The organism is Kitasatospora sp. NPDC001527 (assembly GCF_040298605.1).
Taxonomy (GTDB): Bacteria; Actinomycetota; Actinomycetes; order Streptomycetales; family Streptomycetaceae; genus Kitasatospora.
On sequence record NZ_JBEPAM010000064.1, the window covers coordinates 12,195 to 39,164 of the forward strand.

19 protein-coding genes are annotated in these 26,970 nt (G+C 75.3%); 15 read left to right on the forward strand and 4 right to left on the reverse strand.

Annotated elements, in window-relative coordinates:
• The first annotated feature begins 34 nt into the window (after nucleotides 1–34).
• A complete protein-coding gene (recN, locus tag ABT238_RS34950; RefSeq protein WP_350565059.1) occupies nucleotides 35–1,768 on the forward strand; it encodes a DNA repair protein RecN in 1,734 nt (577 codons plus the stop codon).
• A gap of 181 nt (nucleotides 1,769–1,949) precedes the next feature.
• Complete coding sequence (locus tag ABT238_RS34955) at nucleotides 1,950–3,119, forward strand: glycosyltransferase family 4 protein (protein WP_350804466.1); 1,170 nt, start codon at nucleotides 1,950–1,952, stop codon at nucleotides 3,117–3,119.
• A gap of 37 nt (nucleotides 3,120–3,156) precedes the next feature.
• On the opposite strand, the gene ABT238_RS34960 is transcribed toward ABT238_RS34955, so the two are convergent.
• Complete coding sequence (locus ABT238_RS34960; RefSeq protein WP_350804470.1) at nucleotides 3,157–5,163, reverse strand: glycoside hydrolase family 15 protein; 2,007 nt, start codon at nucleotides 5,161–5,163, stop codon at nucleotides 3,157–3,159.
• A gap of 779 nt (nucleotides 5,164–5,942) precedes the next feature.
• On the opposite strand from ABT238_RS34960, the gene pyrG reads away from it, so the two are divergent.
• The 10 genes from pyrG (at nucleotide 5,943) to ABT238_RS35010 (ending at nucleotide 18,662) form a co-directional block, all read left to right on the forward strand.
• Nucleotides 5,943–7,628, forward strand: a complete 1,686-nt coding sequence (gene pyrG / locus ABT238_RS34965; protein ID WP_350804478.1) for a CTP synthase — start codon at nucleotides 5,943–5,945, stop codon at nucleotides 7,626–7,628.
• 95 nt (nucleotides 7,629–7,723) lie between these two features.
• Nucleotides 7,724–8,365 (forward strand): NUDIX domain-containing protein, encoded by a 642-nt coding sequence (locus tag ABT238_RS34970; protein ID WP_350804484.1) that lies wholly within the window; start codon nucleotides 7,724–7,726, stop codon nucleotides 8,363–8,365.
• 188 nt (nucleotides 8,366–8,553) lie between these two features.
• Nucleotides 8,554–10,701: a tetratricopeptide repeat protein gene (locus tag ABT238_RS34975; protein WP_350804489.1), complete on the forward strand. Its 2,148-nt coding sequence runs from the start codon at nucleotides 8,554–8,556 to the stop codon at nucleotides 10,699–10,701.
• A gap of 259 nt (nucleotides 10,702–10,960) precedes the next feature.
• Nucleotides 10,961–12,076, forward strand: a complete 1,116-nt coding sequence (gene ald / locus ABT238_RS34980; protein WP_350564900.1) for an alanine dehydrogenase — start codon at nucleotides 10,961–10,963, stop codon at nucleotides 12,074–12,076.
• A gap of 474 nt (nucleotides 12,077–12,550) precedes the next feature.
• Nucleotides 12,551–13,618: a ParA family protein gene (locus ABT238_RS34985; protein WP_376090262.1), complete on the forward strand. Its 1,068-nt coding sequence runs from the start codon at nucleotides 12,551–12,553 to the stop codon at nucleotides 13,616–13,618.
• On the forward strand, nucleotides 13,615–14,304 hold the full coding sequence (locus tag ABT238_RS34990; protein ID WP_350564901.1) for a hypothetical protein: 690 nt from the start codon (nucleotides 13,615–13,617) through the stop codon (nucleotides 14,302–14,304). The genes ABT238_RS34985 and ABT238_RS34990 overlap by 4 nt, the downstream gene beginning before the upstream one ends.
• A gap of 123 nt (nucleotides 14,305–14,427) precedes the next feature.
• Entirely contained in the window at nucleotides 14,428–15,336 is a 909-nt protein-coding gene (locus ABT238_RS34995; protein ID WP_350804504.1) for a segregation and condensation protein A, read from the forward strand.
• 233 nt (nucleotides 15,337–15,569) lie between these two features.
• The gene (scpB, locus tag ABT238_RS35000) at nucleotides 15,570–16,163 is read left to right on the forward strand and encodes an SMC-Scp complex subunit ScpB (protein ID WP_502884243.1); all 594 of its coding nucleotides are present in this window, start codon (nucleotides 15,570–15,572) and stop codon (nucleotides 16,161–16,163) included.
• Between the two features lie 63 nt (nucleotides 16,164–16,226).
• Nucleotides 16,227–17,471, forward strand: a complete 1,245-nt coding sequence (locus ABT238_RS35005) for a pseudouridine synthase (protein WP_350564905.1) — start codon at nucleotides 16,227–16,229, stop codon at nucleotides 17,469–17,471.
• Between the two features lie 207 nt (nucleotides 17,472–17,678).
• Nucleotides 17,679–18,662 (forward strand): helix-turn-helix domain-containing protein, encoded by a 984-nt coding sequence (locus ABT238_RS35010; RefSeq protein ID WP_350564907.1) that lies wholly within the window; start codon nucleotides 17,679–17,681, stop codon nucleotides 18,660–18,662.
• A 49-nt stretch (nucleotides 18,663–18,711) separates the two neighbouring features.
• Here ABT238_RS35010 and ABT238_RS35015 read toward each other — a convergent pair whose 3' ends face one another.
• The 3 genes from ABT238_RS35015 to ABT238_RS35025 form a co-directional block, all read right to left on the reverse strand.
• Nucleotides 18,712–19,074 (reverse strand): DUF952 domain-containing protein, encoded by a 363-nt coding sequence (locus ABT238_RS35015; RefSeq protein ID WP_350804518.1) that lies wholly within the window; start codon nucleotides 19,072–19,074, stop codon nucleotides 18,712–18,714.
• A 94-nt stretch (nucleotides 19,075–19,168) separates the two neighbouring features.
• Nucleotides 19,169–20,734 (reverse strand): DUF4139 domain-containing protein, encoded by a 1,566-nt coding sequence (locus tag ABT238_RS35020; RefSeq protein ID WP_350804522.1) that lies wholly within the window; start codon nucleotides 20,732–20,734, stop codon nucleotides 19,169–19,171.
• A gap of 2 nt (nucleotides 20,735–20,736) precedes the next feature.
• On the reverse strand, nucleotides 20,737–22,878 hold the full coding sequence (locus tag ABT238_RS35025; protein ID WP_350804527.1) for a DUF4139 domain-containing protein: 2,142 nt from the start codon (nucleotides 22,876–22,878) through the stop codon (nucleotides 20,737–20,739).
• A 255-nt stretch (nucleotides 22,879–23,133) separates the two neighbouring features.
• Between ABT238_RS35025 and ABT238_RS35030 the strand changes: the two genes are divergently transcribed.
• The 3 genes from ABT238_RS35030 (at nucleotide 23,134) to der (ending at nucleotide 26,708) form a co-directional block, all read left to right on the forward strand.
• Nucleotides 23,134–24,219 (forward strand): prephenate dehydrogenase, encoded by a 1,086-nt coding sequence (locus ABT238_RS35030; RefSeq protein WP_350564914.1) that lies wholly within the window; start codon nucleotides 23,134–23,136, stop codon nucleotides 24,217–24,219.
• Nucleotides 24,220–24,386: 167 nt separating this feature from the next.
• Nucleotides 24,387–25,106, forward strand: coding sequence for a (d)CMP kinase (gene cmk, locus ABT238_RS35035; RefSeq protein WP_350804533.1), 720 nt, complete (start codon nucleotides 24,387–24,389; stop codon nucleotides 25,104–25,106).
• A gap of 147 nt (nucleotides 25,107–25,253) precedes the next feature.
• Nucleotides 25,254–26,708 carry a ribosome biogenesis GTPase Der gene (der, locus tag ABT238_RS35040; RefSeq protein WP_350564917.1) on the forward strand — a complete coding sequence of 485 codons (1,455 nt, stop codon included), beginning with the start codon at nucleotides 25,254–25,256 and terminating at the stop codon, nucleotides 26,706–26,708.
• Nucleotides 26,709–26,970: the final 262 nt, after the last annotated feature.

Consider the following 26,970-nt stretch of genomic DNA (forward strand, 5'->3'; position numbering starts at 1 on the left):
GGAACCTCGTAAGGTCGTCTCCGTGTTGGACGAGATGCGGATACGGGATCTTGGGGTCATCGACGACGCGGTCGTCGAGCTCGCCCCCGGCTTCACCGCCGTGACCGGTGAGACCGGCGCCGGCAAGACCATGGTGGTGACCAGCCTCGGCCTGCTGCTCGGCGGACGAGCCGATCCGGGCCTGGTGCGCAACGGCAGCGCCCGCGCGGTCGTCGAGGGCCGCCTCGAACTGCCCGCCGGTTCCCCGGCGGCCGCCCGCGCCGTGGAGGCCGGCGCCGAGCTGGACGACGGCGCGCTGCTGATCAGCCGGACCGTTTCCGCCGAGGGGCGCTCGCGCGCCCACGTCGGCGGCCGGTCCGTCCCGGTCGGCCTCCTCGCCGAGCTCGGCGAGGACCTCATCGCCGTGCACGGCCAGACCGACCAGCAGCGGCTGCTGCGCCCGGCCCGCCAGCGCGGCGCCCTCGACCGGTACGCGGGCGAGTCCGTCGCCGAGCCGCTGGCCCGCTACCGCGAGGTCTACCGCCGGCTGCGCGAGGTCTCCGCCACCCTGGAGGAGCTGACCACCCGGGCCCGCGAGCGCGCCCAGGAGGCCGACCTGCTGCGCTTCGGCCTCGACGAGGTCGCCGCCGCCGAGCCGGTGGCCGGCGAGGACGAGGAGCTGTCCGCCGAGGCCGAGCGGCTCGGCCACGCCGACGCGCTCTCCTCCGCCGCGACCCTGGCGCACGCCGCGCTGGCCGGCGACCCGGCCGACCCGGAGGCGCTGGACGCGGGCACCCTGCTCGCCCAGGCCCGCCGCGCGCTGGACGCCGTGCGCCACCACGACGAGCGGCTCGCCGGCCTCGCCGACCGGCTGAACGAGGTCGGCTACCTGCTCGCCGACGTCGCCGGCGACCTGGCCGGCTACGCCGACGACCTGGACGCCGACCCGGTCCGGCTGGCCGCCGTCGAGGACCGCCGGGCCGTCCTGTCCCAGCTGCTGCGCAAGTACGGCGGCCCGGAGAACACGCTGGCCGAGGTGATCACCTGGGCCGAGGCGGGCGCCGCCCGGCTCGCCGAACTCGACGGCGACGACGACCGGATCGACGAGCTCGGCGCCCAGGAGACCGCGCTGCGCGCCGAGTTGGCCGAGCTCGCGGCCGAGGTCTCGGCCGCCCGGCAGGCCGCCGCCGGGCGCTTCGCGGACGCCGTCTCCGCCGAACTCGCCGAGCTGGCCATGCCGCACGCCCGGGTCACCTTCTCGATCGGCCGGCTGGACGACCTGTCCGGGATCGAGATCGAGGGCCGGACCGTCGCCTACGGCCCGCACGGCGTGGACGAGGTCGAGGTGCTGCTCGCCCCGCACCCCGGCGCCCAGCCCCGGCCGATCGCCAAGGGCGCCTCGGGCGGTGAGCTGTCCCGGGTGATGCTCGCCGTCGAGGTGGTCTTCGCCGGCGCCGACCCCGTCCCCACCTACCTGTTCGACGAGGTGGACGCGGGCGTCGGCGGCAAGGCGGCGGTCGAGATCGGCCGCCGGCTCGCCAAGCTGGCCGAGAGCGCCCAGGTCGTCGTGGTCACCCACCTGCCGCAGGTGGCGGCCTTCGCCGACCGCCACCTGGTGGTCGAGAAGACCAACGACGGCACGGTGACCCGCAGCGGCGTCAAGGTGCTGAACGACGAGGAGCGGGTGCGCGAGCTCTCCCGGATGCTGGCCGGCCTGGAGGACTCCGAGCTCGGCCGGGCGCACGCCGAGGAGCTGCTCGCCGCGGCCCGCGCCCCCCGGCGGCGGTAGCCGTCCCGCGGCGGCCCTCGCGGACCGGTCACGACGCGCCCCACCGGGGGCGCCGACTGTCCAAGAGGGCCGCCGACCTGGCATGGTGGCCGCTGGACACTGGCCTTCCTGTCCCGAGCGCCGCCGGCGGGAAACCCCCGCCCGGGGCGCGCGTAGCTGATCGAGTCGGAAGCGATACGACGTGGACCATTCCGCCGCCCGGGCCGCCGCGGCCACCCCCGAACCGGGGCAGCTGCACGTGGTGCTCGTCCTGGCCGCCAGTACGGGCGGCATCGGTGCGCATGTGCGCTCGCTGGCACAGGGCCTGGTCGCGCACGGAGTGACCGTCACGGTGTGCGCCCCCGCAGGCGCGGACGCGCTGTTCGGCTTCTCCCGCACCGGCGCCCGGTTCCACCTGGTCGACATCACCCCGACCGCGGGCGCCCGCAGCGACGCCACCGCCATCGGCGAGCTGCGCCGCGCCTTCACCGGTGCCGACGTGGTGCACGCCCACGGCCTGCGCGCGGCGCTGCTGTCCGACCTCGCGCTGCGCACCGCCGGCCGCTTCCCGGGCCTGCGCCCGGAGACGCCGCTGGTGGTCACCTCGCACCACGCGCTGCTCGCCACCGGCATGGAGCGCCGCCTCCAGCGGCTGATGGAGCGCCGGGTGGCGCGCGCCGCCGACCTCGTCCTCGGCGCCTCCTCGGACCTGGTGGCCCGGGCCCGGGAGCTCGGCGCGACCGATGCCCGGCTCGGCCCGGTCGCCGCCCCGCCGATGCCCGAGGGCCGGCCGGAGCGGACGCGGGCCCGGGCCGCGCTGCTCGGCGGGGAAGCCGACCGCCCGCTGGTCCTGGCGGTCGGCCGGCTCGTGCCGCAGAAGGCGTTCGGGCTGCTGCTGGACGCGCTCCAGGAGCTGTCCGCGACGGACCCGCAGCCGCTGCTGCTGCTCGCCGGGGACGGCCCGGAGGCCGCCGCTCTGCGCGAGCGGGTGACCGCCGAGAGGCTGCCGGTGCGGCTGCTCGGCTACCGCACCGACGTGCCCGACCTGCTGGCCGCCGCCGACGTGGTGGTGGTCCCCAGCCGCTGGGAGGCCCGCTCGCTGGTGGTCCAGGAGTCCATGCGGGCGGGCGTGCCGGTGGTCGCCACGGCCGTCGGCGGCATCCCCGAACTGGTCGGCGACGCCGCCGTGCTCGTCCCGCCCGGGGACGCGGCGGCGATCGGCCGGGCGGTGCGCGAGCTGCTGGCCGACCCGGCACGCTGCGAGCGCCTGGTGGCGGCCGGCCGGCAGCAGGCGGAGACCTGGCCGGACGAGGCCGCCACCGTCGCCCAGGTGCTCAGCACCTACGACGAACTGGTACAGCGCGACGGGTAGCCCGTCCCGGGAGGAGCGGACGGGGGCCGGACGGGGATCAGACGGTGGCCTGCTCGCCGGCCCGGTCGGCGGCCAGGCCGTCCGGCTGGGCGGAGAGGTAGGCGCCGCCGCAGGCGGTCAGCCGCAGCGCGGTGTCGATCAGCGGCACGTGGCTGAAGGCCTGCGGGAAGTTGCCGACCTGCCGCTTGAGCCGCGGGTCCCACTCCTCGGCGAGCAGGCCGAGGTCGTTGCGCAGCGACAGCAGCCGGTCGAACAGCTCGCGCGCCTCCTGCACCCGGCCGATCATCGCGAGGTCGTCGGCCAGCCAGAACGAGCAGGCCAGGAAGGCGCCCTCGTGGCCGGAGAGGCCGTCGACGTTGGTGCCCGACTCGTCGTGGGTCGGGTAGCGCAGCACGAAGCCGTCCTCGGTGGCGAGTTCGCGCTGGATCGCCTCGATGGTGCCGATGACCCGCTTGTCGTCCGGCGGCAGGAAGCCGACCTGGGGGATGAGCAGCAGCGAGGCGTCCAGCTCCTTGCCGCCGTAGTACTGGGTGAAGGTGTTGCGGCCCGGATCGTAGCCCTTGTCGCAGACGTCCCGGTGGATGGTGTCGCGCAGTTCCCGCCAGCGCTCCAGGTGGCCGCCGGTCGGGGCGTCCTCGGGGGTCTGCTCCAGCAGCTTGATGGTGCGGTCGACGGCCACCCAGGCCATCACCTTGGAGTGGACGAAGTGCCGGCGCGGGCCGCGCACCTCCCAGATGCCCTCGTCCGGCTCCTGCCAGTGCTCCTCCAGGTACTCGATGAGCCGCAGCTGGAGGTGGTGGGCGTGGTCGTTGCGGACCAGGCCGGTCATGTGGGCCAGGTGCAGCGCCTCGACGACCTCGCCGTAGACGTCCAGCTGGAGCTGGCCGGCCGCGCCGTTGCCGACCCGCACCGGCTGGGAGCCCTCGTAACCGGGCAGCCAGTCCAGCGAGGACTCGGTGAGCTCGCGCTCGCCGGCGATGCCGTACATGATCTGGAGGTTCTCCGGGTCGCCGGCCACCGCGCGCAGCAGCCACTCGCGCCAGGCCTTGGCCTCGTCGCGGTAGCCGGTGCGCAGCAGCGAGGAGAGCGTGATCGCGGCGTCGCGCAGCCAGGTGTAGCGGTAGTCCCAGTTGCGCTCGCCGCCGATGTCCTCGGGCAGCGAGGTGGTGGGGGCGGCGACGATGCCGCCGGTGGGCGCGTAGGTCAGGCCCTTGAGGGTGATCAGCGAGCGGACCACGGCCTCCCGGTAGGGGCCCTGGTAGGTGCACTGGCCGACCCACTCGTGCCAGAAGTCCGCGGTGGCGTCGAGCAGTTCCTCGGCGTCCGGGGCCTTGGGCGGCTCCAGGTGGGAGGCCTGCCAGGTGAGCGCGAAGGCGATCCGCTCGCCGGCCGAGACGGTGAAGTCGGCGTAGGTGGTGAGGTTGCGGCCGTAGGTGTCGGCCTCGCCGTCCAGCCAGACCGAGTCGGGGCCGGCCACGGCGACGGTGCGGTGGCCGCCGTCGGGCTGCTCGACCCGGTGCACCCAGGGCACCACCCGGCCGTAGCTGAACCGCATCCGCAGCGCGGAGCGCATCCGCACGGTGCCGGCCACGCCCTCGACGATCCGGATCACCTGCGGGACGGCGTCCTTGCCGGCGAGCGGGCGGGGCGGCATGAAGTCGATCACCCGGACGGTGCCGCCCTGGGCGTCCCACTCCTGTTCCAGGATCAGCGAGTCGCCCCGGTAGCGGCGGCGGTCGGCGGGGACGGCGGGGGCGGCGGCGGTGGGCGGCGGGATCCGCAGCTCACCGGTGTCGGCGAGCGGGAGCCTCCCGGCGGCCGGGGCGGCCGGGGCGGCGGGGACGGGCGAAGGCAGTTCGACGGCCACCGCCTCGGCGGGACCGATTCGCCAGAAGCCGTGTTCGTCGGTGCCGAGCAGGCCGGCGAAGACCGCCGGCGAGTCGAATCGGGGCAGGCAGAGCCAGTCCACCGCTCCGTCCCTGCTGACGAGGGCGGCGGTCTGCATGTCCCCGATGAGTGCGTAGTCCTCGATACGGCCGGCCACGTGATCTCCAGTTCGCAATGTGGTCACGACGCATCGGCGATCCGAGGGGGAGCCAGCGGGTTTGCGGCGGGACCGGTGCCACCCCGGGACGTCCGGCCCGCCGTGGGGTGGTGGCGGGCCTTGCTGGAGTGTCCGCGAGGGCTCGGCCGAGCCTCTGGGTGGGTGGGGCGAGCGGGAAACAACGGGGAGGTCCGGTCGCGCATCGGGGACCGAGAGGTTCCTGACCCTCCCACGCCCTCCGCGTGCTCGTGTTGTCGGCGATGCGTCCGAGCAGCTTACGACGGACGAAAGGGGCGAAGCACGCGGGCGCAGCGCGGTGTGGCGCCGCATTTCGGCGGAAATACCGCGCATCGCGGGGGCGGCGGCCAGGATGGCTCGGACGGATCAGCTCCGGATGGCACGAAGTGGGGATCCGCGATGGCCCGGAGGAGCTGGTCCGGACCGCCTGGAGGTGGCCCGGTCGGGCCGGTGGTGCGACGCGTGTGACGCTTGCGCCGGGTGGTGCGCCGGCGGCGCGCCCGGCGTGCGCCCCGGGAGCGCTCCGGCGTGTTCCGCCCGGGAAACCGGCCCCCGGGCGGCGCGCGGCGGCGGCCCGGAACGCGTCCGGGCCGGGTCACTGTTACCCTGGTATCCCGTGGACCGGTGGGATCAAACGCCCCGGACCGGCCGAACCGACGACCTCAGGGCGCCGTGCTCCGCACCGCCCCCCTCCGTCGGGACGGCGAGCCGCGAGCCTCCCACCACGTCACCTTCGACTCGCGACCCACGGGAGCCCCCTCTTGGCACAGCCCCATTCCGGCAAGGCATCGAACGGCCGCGCCGTGACGACCAAGCACCTCTTCGTCACCGGGGGTGTCGCCTCGTCGCTCGGCAAGGGCCTCACCGCCTCCAGCCTCGGTGCCCTGCTCAAGGCCCGTGGCCTGCGCGTCACGATGCAGAAGCTCGACCCGTACCTCAACGTGGACCCGGGCACCATGAACCCGTTCCAGCACGGTGAGGTCTTCGTCACCGACGACGGCGCCGAGACCGACCTCGACATCGGCCACTACGAGCGGTTCCTGGACACCAACCTGCACGGCTCGGCCAACGTCACCACCGGCCAGGTGTACTCGACCGTCATCGCCAAGGAGCGCCGCGGCGAGTACCTGGGCGACACCGTCCAGGTCATCCCGCACATCACCAACGAGATCAAGTCCCGGATCCGCCGGATGGCGACCGAGGACGTCGACGTGGTGATCACCGAGGTCGGCGGCACCGTCGGCGACATCGAGTCGCTGCCGTTCCTGGAGGCCGTGCGCCAGGTCCGCCACGAGGTCGGCCGGGACAACGTCTTCTTCGTGCACGTCTCCCTGCTCCCCTACATCGGCCCCTCGGGCGAGCTGAAGACCAAGCCGACCCAGCACTCCGTCGCCGCGCTGCGCAACATCGGCATCCAGCCCGACGCCGTCGTGCTGCGCGCCGACCGCGAGGTCCCGCAGGCCATCAAGCGCAAGATCTCGATGATGTGCGACGTCGACGAGGAGGCCGTGGTCGCCGCGATCGACGCCAAGTCGATCTACGACATCCCCAAGGTGCTGCACGGCGAGGGCCTGGACGCCTACGTCGTCCGCCGCCTGGACCTGCCGTTCCGCGACGTGGACTGGACCACCTGGGACGACCTGCTGCGCCGCGTCCACGAGCCGCAGCACATCGTCAAGGTCGCGCTGGTCGGCAAGTACATCGACCTTCCGGACGCCTACCTGTCGGTGACCGAGGCGCTGCGCGCCGGCGGCTTCGCCAACAACGCCCGGGTCGAGATCAAGTGGGTCACCTCCGACGACTGCGAGACCCCCGAGGGCGCGCAGGAGCAGCTCGGCGACGTCGACGCGGTCTGCATCCCCGGTGGCTTCGGCGACCGCGGTGTCAACGGCAAGGTCGGCGCGATCACCTACGCCCGCGAGAACCGGATCCCGCTGCTGGGCCTGTGCCTGGGCCTGCAGTGCGTGGTCATCGAGGCCGCCCGCAACCTGGCCGGCCTGCCCGAGGCCAACTCCACCGAGTTCGACGCCGCCGCCAAGCACCCGGTCGTCTCCACCATGGCCGAGCAGCTGGCCATCGTCGACGGCAAGGGCGACCTGGGCGGCACCATGCGCCTGGGCCTGTACCCGGCCAAGCTCGCCGAGGGCTCGATCGTCCGTGAGGTCTACGGCGGCGAGCAGTACGTCGAGGAGCGCCACCGCCACCGCTACGAGGTCAACAACGCCTACCGGGCCGACCTGGAGAAGACCGGTCTGATCTTCTCGGGCCTCTCCCCGAAGGGCGACCTGGTCGAGTACGTCGAGTACCCGCGCGAGGTGCACCCCTACCTGGTGGCCACCCAGGCCCACCCGGAGCTGAAGTCCCGGCCGACCCGCCCGCACCCGCTCTTCGCGGGCCTGGTGAAGGCCGCGATCGAGATCAAGACGGCCCCGGCCGACGCCGAGTAGGCGACCCGCGTTCCACCGGACGGCGGCCCCGCGATTCCTGCGGGGCCGCCGTCCGGCGTTAGATTGTGTCGTACTGACGAAAAGGGGAGAGCGTGATGGACGACCGCAGCTTTGCCGATGTCGCCGACGTGGCCGAGGAATGGGAGATCCGGGGGAGCAGCACACCGTTCCAGGGCCGGGTCACCGGCGTGCGCAGCGAGGAGGTCCGGATGCCCGACGGCAGCTGGGCCCGCCGCGACTACCAGACCCACCCCGGCTCGGTCTCCGTCCTGGCCCTGGACGACCGGCAGCGGGTGCTGATCCTGCGCCAGTACCGCCACCCCGTGCGCCAGCGCCTCTGGGAGCTGCCGGCCGGCCTGCTCGACGTGCCCGGCGAGAACCCGCTGCACGCCGCCCAGCGCGAGCTGTACGAGGAGGCGCACTGCAAGGCGGGCAGCTGGCGGGTGCTGGTCGACTTCTACACCTCGCCCGGGGGGACGGACGAGGCGCTGCGGCTCTTCCTCGCCACCGACCTCGCCGAGGCGCAGGAGGAGCGGTACGAGGCGCACGGGGAGGAACTGGAGCTGGAGGCCGCCCGGGTGCCGGTGGAGGAGCTGGTCCGGCTGATCCACGCCGGGAAGCTGCACAACCCCACCCTGATCACGGGCACCCTGGCGCTCTACGCGGCCCTGCACGGCCCGGGTGGCCTGGACGCGCTGCGCCCCGCCGGCTCCCCGTGGCCGGCCCGCCCCTTCTAGCCCGGCCCTGTTCCCGGCCCTGTTCCGAGGGGCGCGACTCCCACGGGGCTCGGCCGGCGGGGTGATTTGCCGATTGGTACGACCGGATGTCACCTCGGCCGGGGCGGACGGTCGAACTACGCTTCGCAGACGGGGCGTCCGCTGCCGGCCGCCCCCGGTGAGTGCTGACGAGGTCGGGAGTGGCGCGGGTGGCGAGGAAGACGGTGACGATGGAGGCCGGGACCGCCGCGCCCGCCGGGCGCGTTCCCGGGCTGGACCGGCTGCCCGCCGGCCCCGCCCTGTTCGTCGGCCGGCGCTCCGAGCTGGCCGCGCTGCGGGCCGCCGCCGCGCGGCCGGCGGAGGGCCGCAGCCCCGTTCTGGTGCTGGCCGGCCGCCCCGGCTCCGGCCGTACCGCGCTGGCCGTGCGGTTCGCCGTCACCGTCGCCGAGCAGTACCCCGACGGCGTGCTCTTCTCGCGGCTCTCCGCGCCCGACGGCGGCCGGGTGCCGCCCGCGCGGGCCGCCCGCCGGCTGCTGGAGCAGCTCGGCGCGGACACCGCCGGCGTCCCGCTGCCCGGCGCCGTCGAGGACGGCCGGGACGACCCGGCGTGCGTCGCGCTGCGCTCGGCCCTGGCCGGGCGGCGCGTCCTTCTGCTGCTGGACGACGTCCGGGACGCCGGACAGCTGTGGCCGCTGCTCGCGGACGAGCCGGGCTGCCTGGTGCTCGCCACCACGGCCGGACCGCTCACCGGGATCGAGGACATCGACCCGGTCATCCTCGGCGGGCTCGACCGCCCGGCGGCGGCCGACCTGCTCGGTGACCTGGTCGGCGGGACGCGGATCAGCTGCGACCCGGTCGGCGGGGCCGATCTGGCGGAGGCCTGCGGCTCCCAGCCGGCCGCGCTGCGGCTGATGGCGGGGCGGTTGCGCGGCAACCCGAAGCTGGCGGTGACGGAGGCGGCCGAGGAACTGGTGCGGGCCGTCGCCGAGGCCTTCGCGCCGGGCGCCGGGCCCGCGGCGGAGGCGAAGCCCGAGAAGCCGGAGAAGACCGAGAAGACCGAGAAGACGGAGAAGTCGGGGAGGACGGGGAAGGCCGACAGGCCCGGGACGACGGCGAAGGCGGCCGGGACGGCGAAGCCCGGGAAGGCCGCGCCGGGCAAGCGGAGAAGAGGGGCCGGGGAGGAGCCGAAGACCGCCGGGCCCGAGCCCGTCGCGACGCCCCCGGCCGAGCCGGCCCGGGACCCGGCGTCCTGGGTGCGGCCCGCGCCGGAACCCGCCGAACCCGTTCCGGTACCGGACAACGACCCGCTGATCGGCGCCTTCACCCTCGCCTACGCGGCCCTGCCCGCCGCCCAGGCGCGGATGCTGCGCGCGCTCACCCTGGCCCCCGCGCAGTGCGCCGACCTGCGCACCGCCTCCGCCCTGGTCGGCTGTCCGGCCCCGGAGGCCGCCGGGACGCTGGCCGCGCTGGCCGAGCGGGAGCTGCTCACGGAGGAGCCGCCGGCCGCCGACGGCACCGCCCGCTACCGCGTCCCGGGCCGGCTGCACCCCCGGCTGGTCCGGCTGCGCGAGCGGGAGGACCGGCCCGCCGAGATCGAGCTGGCCCGGGCCCGGCTGCTGGAGCGGCTGGTCCGGCTCACCGAGTCCGCCAGGGCGCTGCTGGACCCCGCCGGCGGCCCCGGCCCCGACTCGCTGCCCGGTCCGCTGCGGCTGACGTCCGCCGCGCACGCCCGGCAGTGGCTGCTGGGCGAGCGCGACCTGCTGCTCGGCGCGGTCGCCGACGCCATCGGCCAGGGCGACCTCGACGGCTCGGCCGGCCGGCTGGTCACCGCCCTGCTGCGGGCGCTGCCGCTGACCGGCGGCGCCGCCCCGGCCGACCTCTACCAGCTGCACGAGCTGGTGCTGACGGTGGCCGAGCGGCACGGCCGTCCGCGCCGGGCCTCCGCCGCGCTGCTCAACCTGGGGGACCTGCAGGCCGCCGACGGCCGCTGGGAGCAGGCCCGCGGCCACTACCGGGCCGCCCTGGAGCACGCCCGGGGCGCCGACGACGAGGCGCTCTGCGCCCGGGCGCTGGAGGGCGCGGCGGGCTGCCACCGGGCCCTCGGCGACGCGGTGCGCGCGGCCGACTGGTACGGCCGGGCGCTGGGCCTGCGGCAGTCGATGGGGGACCAGGCCGCCGAGGCCCGGCTGCTGGCCAGGGTGGCCGAGGCGCACACCGCCCAGCGCCGGTTCGAGGAGGCCGAGCGGGAGTACCGCGCGTCGCTGGCGGTGCTGCGCAGACTGGGCGACGAGCGCGGCCGGGAGGCCGTCGGCACCGCCCTCGCGGACCTGCGGGAACGCGTTTCCGCCGGGTGGTAGCGGGCGGTTCGGGAGTATTGTCGAAGATGCCCGGTCGGTGCGACTTTGGCAGGAAGATCGAGAGGGAAGCCTACGAACCTGCCAATGTCTCCGGCAGATTTATTCACTTTGGAAGGCTGACAGGCCGCCTGGGCTTCATTACACTCGAACTCGTCGCGCAGCGATCGTGCCCCGGTGTCGTCCGGAGGCTTCCCCCCGTGCGCGTCGCCCGCCGGTCTTCTCCGGTAGGGACCCCCATGGCAAGAGGACGTGTTTAGCCGTGAAGGTCGGCATCCCCCGCGAGGTCAAGAACCACGAGTACCGCGTGGCCATCACGCCTGCCGGTGTGCATGAGCTGGTCCGCAACGGACACGAGGTCTACATCGAGGACAACGCCGGCGCCGGCTCCTCGATCCCGAACGAGGAGTACGTGGCCGCCGGTGCCACCATCCTCCCCACCGCCGACGAGGTGTGGGCCACCGCCGACCTGGTGCTGAAGGTCAAGGAGCCCATCGCGGAGGAGTACCACCGCCTGCGCAAGGGCCAGACGCTCTTCACCTACCTCCACCTGGCGGCCGACCGGCCCGGCACCGACGCGCTGCTCGCCTCCGGCACCACCGCCATCGCGTACGAGACCGTGCAGCTCGCCAACGGCGCCCTGCCGCTGCTCGCCCCGATGTCCGAGGTCGCGGGCCGGCTGGCCCCGCAGGTCGGCTCGTACCACCTGATGCGTCCGGCCGGCGGCCGCGGCACCCTGCCGGGCGGCGTGCCCGGCACCCACCCGGCCAAGGCCGTCGTCATCGGCGGTGGCGTCTCCGGCTGGCACGCGGCCACCATCGCCATCGGCATGGGCTACGACGTGACCCTGCTGGACCGCGACATCAACAAGCTGCGCGAGGCCGACAAGATCTTCGGCACGAAGATCAAGGCCATCATGTCCAACGCCTTCGAGCTGGAGAAGGCCGTCGTCGAGGCCGACCTGGTCATCGGCGCCGTGCTGATCCCGGGCGCCAAGGCCCCGAAGCTCGTCACCAACGAGCTGGTCTCCCGCATGAAGCCGGGCTCCGTGCTCGTCGACATCGCCATCGACCAGGGCGGCTGCTTCGAGGACTCGCACGCGACCACGCACGCCGAGCCGACCTTCCAGGTCCACAACTCGGTCTTCTACTGCGTGGCCAACATGCCGGGCGCCGTCCCGAACACCTCCACCTACGCGCTGACCAACGCGACGCTGCCGTACGTCGTCGAGCTGGCCAACCGCGGGTGGAAGGAGGCGCTGCGCCGCGACGCCGCGCTGGCCAAGGGTCTGAACGTGCACGAGGGGCAGATCACCTTCGCCGCCGTCGCCGAGGCCTTCGGCCTGGAGTCGGTCTCCCTGGAGTCCGTCCTCGCCTGAGTGTGACGTGCGTTGCCCCCGGCCCGGTGCATTCCGGGCCGGGGGCTTCGCCGTGCCCGTGCACAGGGGGTCACCGGATCTCTTCGGAAGCCGTGTGAACGAGGGGTGAATCCGGTGGTGACATCGGGAATGGCGAGGGCGGGTCGCTCTGTCGTCAATTTCCGTCGGTCGTGTCACCCGACCCCGGAAACCCCGGAGTCACGGGCCCTCACTCCCCTTGACAGGGGGTTGCCCGATAGTCGACACATCCTGCCCACTACCGTGGATTGTGTTGCTGCGAACGCCTTGAACGGCCTAGAGTCGCAAACCGTCGGCATGCTGCCACGCTGACGAATCGACATAGAGTCCTGGATGCCCAAGGAGGTAAGACGACTTGTGAATGAGTCGACATTTGCTCCCGGGGGTGGTCAGCCAGGACTGGCGGCGCACACCGCCGGCCAGCCGAGTGAGGAGCCCGGGGCCAGGCAGCCCTCCGTGGGCTCGGCCGAGGTCGGCTCGGTCGCTCTCCGTACTTTCGAAGCACGCCAGAACACAGCACAGGTGACCACGGTGACCGACTACGACGCCGAACTGCCGGCCCACGGCCTGGCCTACGGCGAGTTCGCCTACGGCGCCTACGACGACCCCGACGCCGAGTACGAGCCGGACCCGGAGTACGCGGCCACGCTCGCCCCCGACGCCGCCCGCCAGCGTCGCGAGCGGATCGGCCCGACCGGGCGTCCGCAGCCCTACTTCCCGATCCCCGCGCCGGTGGCCGAGCACGGCCCCGCGCAGATCATCGCGATGTGCAACCAGAAGGGCGGCGTCGGCAAGACCACGTCGACCATCAACCTGGGCGCGGCGCTCGCCGAGTACGGCCGCCGCGTGCTGCTCGTCGACTTCGACCCGCAGGGCGCCCTCTCCGTCGGCCTCGGCGTCAACCCGATGGAACTCGACGTCACCGTCTACAACCTGCTCATGGAGCGCGGGCTGACGGCCGATGAGGTGCTGCTGAAGACGGCCGTGCCGGGCATGGACCTGCTGCCGTCCAACATCGACCTCTCCGCCGCCGAGGTGCAGCTGGTCAGCGAGGTGGCCCGGGAGTCCGCGCTGGCGCGCGCCCTGAAGCCGCTGCTGCCCGACTACGACTACGTCATCATCGACTGCCAGCCCTCGCTGGGCCTGCTGACGGTCAACGCGCTGACGGCCGCTCACAGCGTCATCGTCCCGCTGGAGTGCGAGTTCTTCGCGCTGCGCGGCGTCGCGCTGCTCACCGAGACCATCGAGAAGGTCTGCGAGCGGCTCAACCCCGAGCTGCGGCTGGACGGCATCCTCGCCACCATGTACGACTCGCGCACCGTGCACAGCCGCGAGGTGCTGGCACGCGTCGTCGAGGCGTTCGGCGACCACGTCTTCCACACCGTCATCGGGCGGACCGTGCGCTTCCCGGAGACCACCGTCGCCGGCGAACCGATCACGACGTACGCGACCAATTCGGTCGGTGCCGCCGCCTACCGCCAGCTCGCCAGGGAGGTGCTCGACCGGTGCCGCCCCGCCGAGTGAGTCTCCCGGGTGCCGACGAGCTGTTCCGGACCACCGGCGGGATGGCGCTGTCGCCGTCCCTCGCGTCGCGTTCGGCCTCCGAGGCGCCCAGAGCGGAGACCGCGCGGGCGCTCAACGGCGCCGGTGACGCGGACGGCGCCGAGGGCGTCGACGGCGCCCCCGGCAGCGGTGCTTCCGCCGCCGGCGAGGGCCCGGAGCACGCCGAGGGCGGCGCCGGGCCGGCCGACGACCAGGCGGGGACCAGGCGGGCGCCGCGGCGCGGGATCGGCGCGCCGGGCGCGGCCACCGTGCCCGCCCCCGCGCAGCCGGGCGGCCAGGGCGCCACCGGGCCGGGCAGCGGCACGACGGCGGCCGCCAAGGCCGCGCCGGGCCGCGCCGCGGCCCCGGCGCCGCGTCAGCACGCCGGTGCGGCCGAGGACCAGACGGGCGCCGCGGGGCGGCCCCGTCCGCGCGGCCGTGCGCCGCGCCGTCCGAGCGGGCGCGAGCGGCACGACGAGAAGATCACCGTGTACGTGTCCGCCGAGGAGCTGATGGACCTCGAACACACCCGGCTGGTGCTCCGCGGCGAGCACGGCCTGGCGGTGGACCGCGGCCGGATCGTCCGGGAGGCCATCGCGGTGGTGCTGGCCGACCTGGAGCAGCGCGGCGAGGCGAGCATCCTGGTGCGGCGGCTGCGCGGGCGCTGAGCACGCGCCTCGGGGCCGCGGGGGGTCCGGGGCGGTGCGGTGCGGCCGTCGGGCCGGGCGGTCCGGCGTGTCGGCGGGCCCCGGTGCGCGGCACGCGGTGCGGGCGGGCGAAGATGGACCGTCATGCCGAGCACCCCCGAGAGCCCCGTTGTCGCCCAGGCCGCCGCCGGAGCGGCCGGGCCGGGTGCGCCGCAGGACGGGCCGCAGGGCGGCTTCCTGGTCCGGCTGGACAACTTCGAGGGCCCGTTCGACCTGCTGCTGAGCCTGATCGCCAAGCACCGGATGGACGTCACCGAGATCGCGCTGGCGACCGTCACCGACGAGTTCATGGCCCACATCCGCGCCATGGGGCCGGACTGGGACCTCGACGCGGCGACCGAGTTCCTGGTCGTCGCCGCCACCCTGCTCGACCTCAAGGCGGCCCGGCTGCTGCCCGCCGCCGAGGTCGAGGACGAGGAGGACCTCGCCCTGCTGGAGGCGCGCGACCTGCTCTTCGCCCGGCTGCTGCAGTACCGGGCGTACAAACGGGCGGCGGCGCTGTTCGGCGAGCGCTGGGCCGCCGAGCTGCTGCGGCAGCCGCGGGACGTCGGCCTGGAGCCGCGGCACGCCGCCCTGCTGCCCGAGGTCGTGATCGGCATCGGTACCGAGCGCTTCGCGCAGCTCGCCGCCCGGGCGATGGTCCCGAGGCCGAAGCCGGCCGTCTACGTCGACCACATCCACACCCCGCCGGTGAGCGTGCGCGACCAGGCGGGCCTGGTGGTCGGGCTGCTGTCCGAGCTGGGCGAGGCGACCTTCCAGCGGCTGGTCGCCGACGCGCCGGACACCATGGTGGTGGTCGCCCGGTTCCTGGCGCTGCTGGAGCTGTACCGGGAGCGGGTGCTCGCCTTCGAGCAGCCGGACGCGCTCGGCGAGCTCGTGGTGCGCTGGGTGGCGGAGGCGGACCGGGGCGCGGTCGAGGTGACGGACGAGTTCGACCGGCCGGCGGGCGAGGCCGCGGCGCGGGCGGCGAAGGGCGAGGAGGACGGGCGATGACGGCCGGGAACGGCGGCGCGGGCGGCGGGCGGCCGGCCCGGCGGGTGCTGGGGCTGCCCGGGCGGCCGCGCGCCGGGGAGTGGCTGGAGCCGGCGCCGGGCGTGCCGGCGGAGGCCCCGCCGGCGGAGCTGCCGGAGCCGGAGCCGCGGCCGGAGCCGTGGCCGGCCGCGTTCGCCGGCCCGCCGGCCGACGCGGCCGGCCCCGGGCTGCGGGCCGAGCTGGAGGCGATCCTGATGGTCGTCGACGAGCCGGTGGGCGAGGCCCACCTGGCCTCGGTGCTGGAGCGCCCGCGCGCCGAGGTCGCGGTGGCGCTGCGCGAGCTGTCCGCCGAGTACACCGCCCACGGACGGGGCTTCGACCTGCGGCTGGTCGCCGGAGGCTGGCGGTTCTACAGCCGCGACGCCTGCGCGCCGGCCGTCGACCGCTTCGTTCTGGACGGCCGGCAGGCCCGGCTGACCCAGGCGGCGCTGGAGACCCTGGCGGTCATCGCCTACCGGCAACCGGTGTCCAGATCGCGGGTCTCGGCCGTCCGCGGTGTGAACTGTGACGGCGTGATGCGTACCCTGGTACAGCGAGGACTGGTGGAAGAGGCCGGATCCGAGCCCGAAACAGGTGCGATCCTGTATCGGACGACGAACTACTTCCTGGAACGGATGGGGCTCCGCGGCCTGGACGAGCTGCCGGAGCTCGCTCCCTTCCTGCCCGAGGTCGACGACGTGGAAGCGGAGTCCCTGGAGGGCACGATGATCGCGGAGGCGGTCGCCGCCGCTGCCGTGCAGGCCGCGGACGGCAGTGGCGAGGCCGGTCGGGCTGCGCCCGATCGGTAGGGGGCGGTGAGGTCGGCCGAAACGACCGCACAGCCCAGACGGTAACGACGTACGGACACTTTGATGCGTAGCAGTGGCAACGGCAGGAACAGCAGCGGCGGCGGCAGCGGTCGCGGCGGACAGGGCGGGGGCGGCCGGGGCGGCTCCTACGGGGGCGGCTCGGGGGGCCGCGGCGGCTCCGGCGCGCGCGGGGGTTCGTACGGCGGCGGGTCCGGCGGCGGGCGGGGCGGCGCGGGCTCGCGCGGCGGCTCCGGCTCCGGCTCGTACGGCCGGGACGACCGTCGCGAGGGCCGCCGGGACGACCGGCGGGACGACCGCCGCTACCCGGACCGCCCGCTGCGGCCCGAGGAGCGCAAGTACGACCGCCCCGAGTACGGCGGCGGCCCCAACGCCACCCCGGCCCGCGGCGGCTTCGCCGGGCGCCGGCCCGGCCCGGCCCCGCGGCCGCGCCGCGAGGGCCAGGGCGCCCCGGGCGACCCGCGCCGCCAGCCGCAGCGCTCGCGCGAGCTGCAGGCCCGGATCGAGGACGCGGTGCTGGCCCGGCACGACAAGCCGGCCGTGAAGCTCCCGAAGACCTTCGGCGAGCCCGAGGGCGAGCGCCTGCAGAAGGTGCTGGCCCGGGCCGGCGTCGGCAGCCGGCGCGCCTGCGAGGAGCTGATCGACCAGGGCCGGGTCGAGGTCAACGGCAAGCGGGTCACCGAGCAGGGCAAGCGGGTCGACCCGCAGAACGACGAGATCAAGGTGGACGGCCTGACCGTCGCCACCCAGTCCTACCTGTTCTTCGCGCTGAACAAGCCGGCCGGCGTGGTCTCCACCATGGAGGACCCGGACGGCCGCCAGTGCCTCGGCGACTACGTGACCAACCGCGAGACCCGGCTGTTCCACGTCGGCCGCCTGGACACCGAGACCGAGGGCATCATCCTGCTCACCAACCACGGTGAGCTGGCGCACCGCCTCACCCACCCCCGGTACGGCGTGACCAAGACCTACCTGGCCGCCATCCAGGGCCCGATCCCGCGCGACCTGGGCAAGCAGCTGGCCAAGGGCATCGAGCTGGAGGACGGCTACGCCCGCGCCGACAGCTTCAAGGTCGTCTCGAACGTCGGCAAGAACTACCTGGTCGAGGTGACCCTGCACGAGGGCCGCAAGCACATCGTCCGCCGGATGCTGGCGGAGGCGGGCTTCCCGGTCGAGAAGCTGGTGCGCACCCACTTCGGTCCGATCGCGCTCGGCGACCAGAAGTCCGGCTGGCTGCGCCGGCTGACCAACCCCGAGGTCGGCCAGCTGATGCGCGAGGTCGGGCTGTAACAGCGACCCCTCGCAGGGCCTCCCCGTCGTTCGGCGGGGAGGCCCTCCGTCGTTCGGCGGCTCCTGCTGTGAAGCGGGCCGCATCGGGGGTGATCGCCTTGTCAGCCCGATCATCCGTGGCCGAGGATTGCCACCTGACCACGACCCGCCGGGTGGCGGGACTGCGCCACCCGGCGCGGGGCGAGGGGCGAAACGGGGAGCGACGCCGTGTCCGATGCACCACTCAGCGCACTGGGACTGGCCGGAGCGGACGGCCGGGTCTACGCGGCGCTGGTGGCCAACCCGCAGTCGACGGCCGAGGACCTCGCCGTGCTCTGCGAGCTGACCCTCCAGCAGAGCCTGCGGGCCCTGGACCGGCTCGCCCAGCAGGGCATGGCCACCCGGGCCCCGGTGGACCGCCAGCGCTTCCTGCCGGTCGCCCCGGACGTCGCCATCGGCACCCTGATCGGCCACCGGGAGTCCGAACTGCGCCACGCCCGGGCCGAGATGCACCGGCTGATGGACGCCTTCCGGGAGGCCTCGCGCTACACCGACCCGGCGCACTCGGTGGAGGTGCTGACCGGCGCCGAGGCGATCGCCCAGCGGCTGGAGCACATCACCGGGACCAGCCAGTACCAGATCCGCGGCTTCGACTGCCCGCCCTACATCCAGGACCCGGTGGCCAACATCCCGCTGCAGCGCCAGCGGCTGAAGGAGGGCGTGCGGTTCCGGACCATCTACGACCGGGAGGCGGTGGCCTGGCCGGGCCGGCTGGAGAAGAACATCCTGGCCGGGGTCGCCGACGGCGAGGAGGCCAGGGTCCGGCCGGTGCTCCCGATGAAGATGGTCATGTCGGACGACCGGATGGCGATCATCCCGATCAGCGTCGGCGACAGCGTCCTCGACGCCGCCTACGTCATCCACCCCTCGGCGCTGCTCCAGGCGCTGGACACGCTGTTCGAGGCGGAGTGGGAGCGCGCCGTCCAGCTGCAGGCCGCGATCGGCGCGGGCGACGGGGCGCTGGAGCCGGAGGCCGACCACCGCAAGCTGCTCGGACTGCTGGCGGCCGGCCTCACCGACGAGTCGATCGCCCGCTCGCTCGGCTGGAGCGCCCGGACCACCCAGCGCCGGCTCCAGTCGCTGATGCGCGAGCTGGGCGCCACCACCCGCTTCCAGGCCGGCATGGCGGCCCGGGAGCGGGGCTGGCTGTAGGGCCCCCGTGGTCCCCTCGCACCCGCGGTCCCGCCGCGGGCGCGGGGCGTCAGCTCCAGGGGGAGAGCGAGACCCAGCGGCCGTCCGGGCCGCGCTCGACCTTCTCCAGGCCGACCACCGCCGTGCGGTTCAGCCGCCCGTAGATGTGCGGGTACAGCGCACCGGGGGTGGCCCCGGGCGCCGGTGCGCCGTGCGGGGCCTCCCACTTGACCATCGGTTCCACCAGCGACTCCTCGATCAGCAGCACCATCAGTGGCTCACGGGCGTCGGCGAAGAACGCGTTGGCCACCGCGAGCGCGGTCTGCTCGTCCGCCGAGCAGTGGATGAACCCGTCGGTGAGCAGCGAGGCGGTCGCGTACGGCCGGCCCGGGTCGGCCAGCCAGTCGTCCAGGGGGGCGAGGTGCAGGATCATGCTCCTGTTGTACCCGCTCCGGCCGGGCCGGGGCGGGCGCCCGGACGGCGGTTCGCGCGCCCGGGCCCCGCGGCTCCTCCGGGGGCGCCCGCCGTCAGAGGCCCGCGACCTTCCCGGAGACGGAGATCTCGTACACCAGGGTGAGCGTGCGGCGGGCGCCCGGGCCGAGCGGGACGTCCCAGCGGACCACGCCCTCGGCGTCGAAGGCGTCCGGCGCGGGCGAGCACTCCTCCTTGCGCAGCCGCACCTCCACGGCCGACACCTCGGAGACCGGCACCCGCTCGCGCACCGCGACCAGCTGCTCGTCCCGCTCCTCCGGGCCGGAGAACCGCGACAGGTGCAGCCGCACCGTGCGGGTGGTCACCGACCGCTGGCTCAGCCCGGCGGTGGAGCGGCGCTCGTCGGTCTCGCGCACCACCCGGTAGCCGTCCGAGCTGCCGAAGGACAGCTCCGCGTCGGCGCCGGCCGCCGTGAACGGCAGCCGCCCGCGCCCGGTGAAGCCGCTGCCGCGGACCAGTTCGACCGGCCCGGCGAGCAGCGGGTGCCCGGCCGTGTTGCGGAACCGGACCACCTGGGTGACCAGCGGCGACAGCTCCGGCGCGCAGGCGTACTCGCTGTGCGCGGCCCCTTCGAAGGAACCCAGCGGCACCCGGTGCGCCCGTCCGTCGGAGGGCACGGTGGCCGGCGCCGGGGCGGTCAGCACCCGCACCTCGCCGCCGTCGTCCACGCCCGGCAGCGCACCGTCCGGGCGCAGCTCGGAGATCGTCTCCTCGCGCAGCTCCACCTCGACGGTGCGCCGCTCCTCGGCGGTGCGCTCGCGCAGCGTCAGCACGTCCTCGGCGAGCGCGGGCGGTTCGGTGGCGAGGGCGGAGCGGGCGGTGGAGAAGGTGAGCCGGGCGCCGGTCCAGGCCTCGCCGGTGCGCTGCCAGACCACCGCCTCGGACTCCAGCCGCAGCACGCCGTCGGCCAGGGTGGCCCGGTAGGACGGCCGCCACAGGGCGCACGGCACCAGGTGGTGCACGCTCAGCCGGGCGGGACCGGCCTGCCGGGCCTCGACGGTCAGGTCGAGGTGGGCGAGCAGTTCGGCGGGCTCCTCCTCGGCCTCGGCCGCGGCGGCGAAGGCCGCGTTGCGCTCGTCCTCCAGCCGGTCCAGCCGGGAGCGGGTGGCGCGCAGTTCCTCGCCGTGGCGCTCGCGTTCGGCGTCCACGCGTTCCAGCTCGCGGTGCCAGCGGGTCCGCTCCACCTCGCCGACGCCGGCGCCCTCGCCGACCTCGCGCAGCAGGTCCTCGGCGAGCTGGGCGAGCAGCGCCAGCCGGGCCTCCAGGCGCTGCGCCAGCGCCTTCTCGGCGAGGTCGCGCCGGTCCAGCTCGTGCAGGCGGTGGCGCAGCGCGGAGTCCTCCGGGCCGGGCGGCAGCGGGGCGCGCGGCGTCCAGACGCGGGTGATCCGGGCGTCCAGGACGCGCACGCCGGCGGTGTCGGACTCCGCGCGCAGGGTGCGGTCGACGGCGAGCGCGGTGAGCGGGCCCAGCCGCAGCCGCTGGACGCCGGCGGCCAGCTCGGCGGTGGCGGTGCGCTCGACCTGGGCCCGGTCCTCCAGGCAGGTGACGGCGGTGACGGGCAGCGGCGTCGCGGGCCGCGGGGGGAGGGGGGTGACGGTCACGTTCAGTTCCTCCGGTTTCCGCCGACGATGGCCTTTCCGGCCGGGATCCTGATCTGGTAGCCGGCGTCCAGTTCGGCCCGGCCGCCCGGCGGCAGCTCGACCCGCCGGAGCCGGGTGCTGGGCGGGCACTCGGTGGACGGTTCGTCCGGGGCGTGCCAGCCGGGGCGTTCCTCGATCCGGATGTCGGCGTCGGAGCTGACCGGCACCCGTTCGCGGACCTCGACGGTGACCGGGCGGCCGAGCCGGTTGGCCAGCTCGACGCGCACCCGGTGGTCGAGCACGGTGCTGCTGTTCAGCATGCCCGCGGTGGACTCGCGCAGCTCGGTACGGCGCGTCACCTCGACCGACTCGGCGACACCGATGCCCAGTCGGCGCACACCGCCGGGGGCGAGGGTGGGCAGGGCGGCGGTGAGCAGGAACTGGTCGTCGACGGTCACCTCGACCGGGCCGGCGAGCACGGCCTGCGCGGTGCCGTTGGTGATCACCAGGGTGGCGTAGACGCGCTCCTCGACGGCGGGCACGGTGACGTACTCGGGGCTCACCCGCACCGGGATCTCGTCGATGGTGACGGTGTGCCAGGTGGCGTCGGACGGCAGGTCGGCGGGGGCGGCGGCGTCGAAGCGGTGGTCGAAGGAGCCGGCCGAGACGCGCGGCGGCACGGCGTGGTGCGGCAGCGGGAGGTGGGGCAGCCCGGGGGCGGGCCGGCCGACGGCGCGCCGGTCGTCCGGGTGGTGCAGGGTGCCGCGCCGGGCGGCGGCGTCCGGGCCGGCGAGTTCCAGCGCGGGGTAGTCGAGCAGCAGCTCGTCCGGGACCGGCGGGCCGGGCGGGGGCGTGAAGGGGGCGGGGGCGTCGAACCTGGCGAGGGCCTCCTCGGCCGGGAACGGGGCGCCGGGGGCGGGCGGGGGCCCGCCGTAGCCGGCGAAGGCGACCGACTGCCCGGCCCCGCCGGCCTCGTCCGCCGAGCGAAGGCCGCCGGTGCGGGCGCGGGCCCGGGGGGCGGGCCCGCCCGGGGGCTGCGGCGCCGGGGCGGCGGCCGGGGGCGGGAGCGGCGCGGCGACGGCCGGGCTGACCGGGGCGGAGAGCCGGGGCTCGGCGGCCGCGCCGACGGGCCGGGCGGACCCGGCGTGCATCCGGCGGGGGCCGGACGGCACCGGGCGGGGGCCGGCCGCGTCGTAGCCGGTGAACAGGTCGGCCAGGCCGGCCGGGGGCTCGCGCCAGCCCGACGGCGGCGGGGCCGGCTGGCTGCGGCCGATCCGCAGCGAGCGCAGCTTGGGCAGCTCGGTGCGGCGGTCGAGGTCGGCGGTGGAGAGCGCGAGGCGCACGCCGGTCCAGTCCTCGCCGGTCTGCTGGGCGACCGAGGCGCGCAGCAGCAGCCGGCCGGTGTCGGCGCCCTGGCGGTAGGAGAGCCGGTAGGAGGGCACCCAGCGGGCGGCCCGGACGGTGTACTCCAGTTCGATCTCGACGGCGGGGGAGTCGTCGGCGGAGCGCTCGGGGGCGGTGAGGGTGAGCAGGGCGGTCCGCGCGGTCCCGACGGCCTCGCGCCGCCCGGCGGAGGACGCCCGGGCCACCCGGTCGGCGAGCACCTGGGTCTCGTGGTCGGCGAGTTCGAGCTCCCGGGTGAGCCGCTCGGCGCGCTCGTGGAGGGCGGCGAGGCGCTCGTCGACGAACTCGGCCAGCTCCAGCCAGGCGTCGGCGGGGGTGCGGCGCAACGGCTCGTCACGGCGCCGGGGCGGCGGGACGGCGCGCAGCGCGCGGGTCTCGACGACGGCGGCGTGGACCAGCCGGCGCCGCTCGCGCAGCGCGTCGGCGTGCTCCTCGGCGGCGGCCAGCCGGCGTTGCAGCTCGGGCAGTTCGGAGGCCTCGCGGAGTTCGGCGAGCGCCTCGGTGCGGGCCTCGGTGACGGCGGTGCCGGCCGGGCCGGTGAGCACCCGGGCGCGCAGCGAGCGTTCGTCGAGCCCCTCGGGCAGGCCGGTCAGCCGCAGCCGCCCGCCCGGGGGCAGGGCCGTCCGGGCCCGGCGGCGGCAGACCGCGCCGGCCGCGTGGACGACCACGGAGTCCAGGACCGAGGGCACGGCGGGCACCGTGCTCCGGCCGGTGCCGTCGTCGTGCGGTCGATGCTGGTCGCTGCTGTGTTGATCGTTCACCCGGCCAACCCCTTCGTCGCGTACCGTCGGCGGCCCATCCTGCCGTGCGGTGCCGCCCGCGTCGCCGGCTTTCCGCCGTGGGCGGCGTGCGGGCGGCGCGGCGGGCGCCCCGGTGGCGCGCCCGCGTGAGGGGGGACGGCCGGGGGTAGTGGTGCGGTTGCGGTACCGGCGGGGGTGATGGGGCAGGATGGGGGCCGACCCGTTCCACCCAGTCGACCGCGTTCCGCGCCGTTCCGTGAGGAGAACCACCCCACCATGCGCACCGCCGCCGTCGTCGGTACCGGACTCATCGGCACCTCCGCCGCGCTCGCCCTCACCGGACGGGGCCTGACCGTCCATCTGGAGGACGCCGACCCGGACGCCGCCCGCACCGCCGCCTCGCTGGGCGCCGGGACCACCGAGCCCGCCGACGGGCCGGTCGACCTCGCGATCATCGCCGTCCCGCCCGCGCTGGTCGGCAAGGTGCTCGCCGACTGCCAGCGCCGCGGACTGGCGCGCTGCTACACCGACGTCGCCAGCGTGAAGGCCGGCCCGCGGGCCGAGGTCGCCGCGCTCGGCTGCGACACCACCCACTACATCGGCGGCCACCCGATGGCCGGGCGGGAGCGCTCGGGCCCGCTGGCCGCCCGCGAGGACCTCTTCGAGGGCCGGCCGTGGGTGCTCACCCCCACCGCCGACACCGACACCGAGACGCTGAACGCCGTCCTCGAACTGGTCGCGCTCTGCGGGGCGGTGCCGATCGTCATGGACGCCGTGGCGCACGACCGCGCGGTCGCGCTGGTCTCGCACGCCCCCCAGCTGCTCTCCTCGCTGGTCGCCGCCCGGCTGGAGAAGGCCGACGAGACCGCCATAAGGCTCTCCGGCCAGGGCGTGCGGGACGTGACCCGGATCGCCGCCTCCAACCCCGCGATGTGGGTGGACATCCTCTCCGCCAACGCCGGCGCGGTCGCCGACGTGCTGGAGGAGGTCGCCACCGACCTCGGCGAGACCGTCACCGCGCTGCGCGCCCTGCAGGCCGCCGAGGAGGACCGGCGGCGGGGCGGCGCCGAGGGCATCGAGGCGGTCATGCGGCGCGGCAACACCGGGCAGGCCCGGATCCCCGGCAAGCACGGGGCGCCGCCCACCCGGTACGAGACGGTGGCCGTGGTGCTCGGCGACCAGCCGGGCGAGCTGGGCCGGCTGTTCGGTGAGGTCGGCGCGGCGGGCGTGAACATCGAGGACGTCGACATCGAGCACTCCACCGGGCAGCAGGTGGGCTTCGTCCAGCTGTCGGTGGCGCCGGCGGCGGTGCGCCCGCTGACGGCGGCGCTGCGGGCGAGCGGGTGGAGCGTGCGGGACTGAGCGGGCGGCGCCGGGGCGCTCCGGGGGCCGGTGCGGGGGCCGGTCCGGCGGGAGCGCCACCGGCGGGGCCGGGTGGGTCGGCGGTCCATTAACCTTGAGGGAGACCATCCCCGGCTTCCCCGTCCTTCGGGTTGCCATGCTCAGAGATTCAGAGAGAGGTTCGCGCCGTGGACACTGCCGACCGAGCGCACGCCCCGGTCGTCGTCGCCATCGACGGACCCTCCGGCTCCGGCAAGTCGACCGTCTCCCGGGCGGTCGCCGCCCGACTGGGCCTGAGCTTCCTGGACACCGGTGCCATGTACCGGGCGATGACCTGGTGGATGCTGGCCAACCACGTCGACGTGAACGACCCGGAGGCGGTGGCCCTCGCGTGCGGCAAGCCGGTGATCGTGTCCGGCACGGACGCGGACGGCCCGACCATCACCGTCGACGGGCGGGACGTCGCCGGCCCGATCCGCGGCCCCGAGGTGACCGCGCACGTCAGCGCCGTCGCCGCGGTGCCGGCGGTGCGCGCCCGCCTGGTGGAGCTGCAGCGCGGCTGCGCCCGGGTCGCCGCCCGTGGCATCGTCGCCGAGGGCCGGGACATGGGCAGCGTGGTGTTCCCGGACGCCACCGTCAAGATCTTCCTGACCGCCTCGGAGACGGCCCGCGCCGAGCGCCGGGCCGCCGAGCTGCGGGCCAAGGGCGTCGACGAGGCGACCATCACCGCGATGGCCGCCGACCTGGCGCGCCGGGACGCGGCGGACTCCTCGCGGGAGACCGCCCCGCTCACCCAGGCCGCGGACGCGGTCCTGGTGGACACCAGCGCGCTCACCCTGGAGCAGGTGATCGACCGGATCACCGCGCTCGTGGCGGAGCGGGCCGGGGCCGCGCTGTCGACCGTCTGAGCCCCCCGGGGCCTTGAGACCGGTCGGTCATCATCCGATGAACGGGGTGCCGTGGTGGCACCCGGAACCATTCGCGCTGCCCCGGTGGGGCAGGTACGCACGGCACGTCCCTGGGAAGGGCCGGGCCGGGAAACGGACAGTACGAACATGACCGCAGAGCACTCCACCGCCGGCCACGGCGAGCTGGACGCCTCCGAGTACGCCGAGTTCATGGCGCTCGCCGCCGAGGAGGGTTTCGACCTCGACGACGTCGACGGCCTCGGCGACGGCAGCCACGCCCCGCTGCCGGTGCTGGCCGTCGTCGGCCGCCCCAATGTCGGTAAGTCGACCCTGGTCAACCGCATCATCGGCCGCCGCGAGGCGGTCGTCGAGGACAAGCCCGGCGTCACCCGCGACCGCGTCACCTACGAGGCCGCCTGGAACGGCCGCCGCTTCAAGGTGGTCGACACCGGCGGCTGGGAGATCGACGTCCTCGGCATCGACGCCATGGTCGCCGCCCAGGCCGAGCTCGGCATCGAGCAGGCCGACGCGGTGCTGTTCGTCGTCGACGCCACCGTCGGGGCCACCGACACCGACGAGGCCCTGATCAAGATCATCCGCCGGGCCGGCAAGCCGACCGTGCTCTGCGCCAACAAGGTCGACGGCCCGTCCACCGAGGCCGAGGCCGCCTACCTCTGGTCGCTCGGCCTCGGCGAGCCGTACCCCGTCTCGGCCCTGCACGGCCGCGGCTCCGGTGACCTGCTCGACGCCGTGATGGCCGCGCTGCCCGAGGCCCCGCCGCAGACCTTCGGCGACGCCGCCCCCGGCGGCCCGCGCCGCATCGCGCTGATCGGCCGGCCGAACGTCGGCAAGTCCAGCCTGCTCAACAAGGTCGCCGGCGAGGAGCGGGTGGTCGTCAACGAGCTGGCCGGCACCACCCGCGACCCGGTCGACGAGATGATCGAGCTCGGCGGCAAGACCTGGAAGTTCGTCGACACCGCCGGTATCCGCCGCCGGGTCCACCTGACCGCCGGCGCCGACTTCTACGCCTCGCTGCGCACCGCCGCCGCACTGGACAAGGCCGAGGTCGCGGTCGTCCTCGTCGACGCCAGCGAGACCCTGGCCGAGCAGGACACCCGGATCATCTCGATGGCCGTCGAGGCCGGGCGCGCCGTCGTCATCGCCTACAACAAGTGGGACCAGCTCGACGAGGAGCGCCGCTACTACCTGGAGCGCGAGATCGAGCGCGACCTCGTCCAGGTGCAGTGGGCCCCGCGGGTCAACGTCTCGGCGAAGACCGGCCGGCACATGGAGAAGCTCGTCCCGGCGATCGAGACCGCGCTGGAGGGCTGGGAGACCCGCATCACGACCGCCCGGCTGAACGCCTTCCTCGGCGAGCTGGTGGCCGCCCACCCGCACCCGATCCGGGGCGGCAAGCAGCCGCGCATCCTGTTCGGCACCCAGGCGGGCATCCGTCCGCCGCGCTTCGTGCTGTTCGCCTCGGGCTTCCTGGAGGCGGGCTACCGGCGGTTCGTCGAGCGCCGGCTGCGCGAGGAGTTCGGCTTCGTCGGCACGCCGATCTCGATCTCGGTGCGGGTGCGGGAGAAGCGGAAGAGGAAGTAACGGCAGCAGCTGACGGAAGGGCCCCGTCGGCCGGTCTCGGGACCGGGCGGCGGGGCCCCTTCGTTCGTGCGGGCGGTGCGGGCGGTGCGGGCGGTGCGGGCGGTGCGGGTGATGCGGGGGCGGTTCGGGCGGTCCTTCGGTGCGCCGTGCGCGGTGTGCGGTTCGTGCGCGGGGTCAGCGGTGGTCGCCGCCGCGGCCCGGGGGGAGGGAGAGCAGGCTGCGGTGGCGGCCACCGCCGCCCGGGCCCCCGGCGCCGGGGCCG

Bases quoted from the DNA above. Each gene is read 5' to 3' on its own strand.
- recN (WP_350565059.1), top strand. From the start codon at position 35: ATGCGGATACGGGATCTTGGGGTCATCGACGACGCGGTCGTCGAGCTC.
- ABT238_RS34970 (WP_350804484.1), top strand. From the start codon at position 7,724: ATGGACGACCGCAGCTTTGCCGATGTCGCCGACGTGGCCGAGGAATGG.
- ABT238_RS34995 (WP_350804504.1), top strand. From the start codon at position 14,428: ATGCCGAGCACCCCCGAGAGCCCCGTTGTCGCCCAGGCCGCCGCCGGA.
- scpB (WP_502884243.1), top strand. From the start codon at position 15,570: ATGGTCGTCGACGAGCCGGTGGGCGAGGCCCACCTGGCCTCGGTGCTG.
- ABT238_RS35005 (WP_350564905.1), top strand. From the start codon at position 16,227: ATGCGTAGCAGTGGCAACGGCAGGAACAGCAGCGGCGGCGGCAGCGGT.
- ABT238_RS35015 (WP_350804518.1), bottom strand. From the start codon at position 19,074: ATGATCCTGCACCTCGCCCCCCTGGACGACTGGCTGGCCGACCCGGGC.
- ABT238_RS35030 (WP_350564914.1), top strand. From the start codon at position 23,134: ATGCGCACCGCCGCCGTCGTCGGTACCGGACTCATCGGCACCTCCGCC.
- der (WP_350564917.1), top strand. From the start codon at position 25,254: ATGACCGCAGAGCACTCCACCGCCGGCCACGGCGAGCTGGACGCCTCC.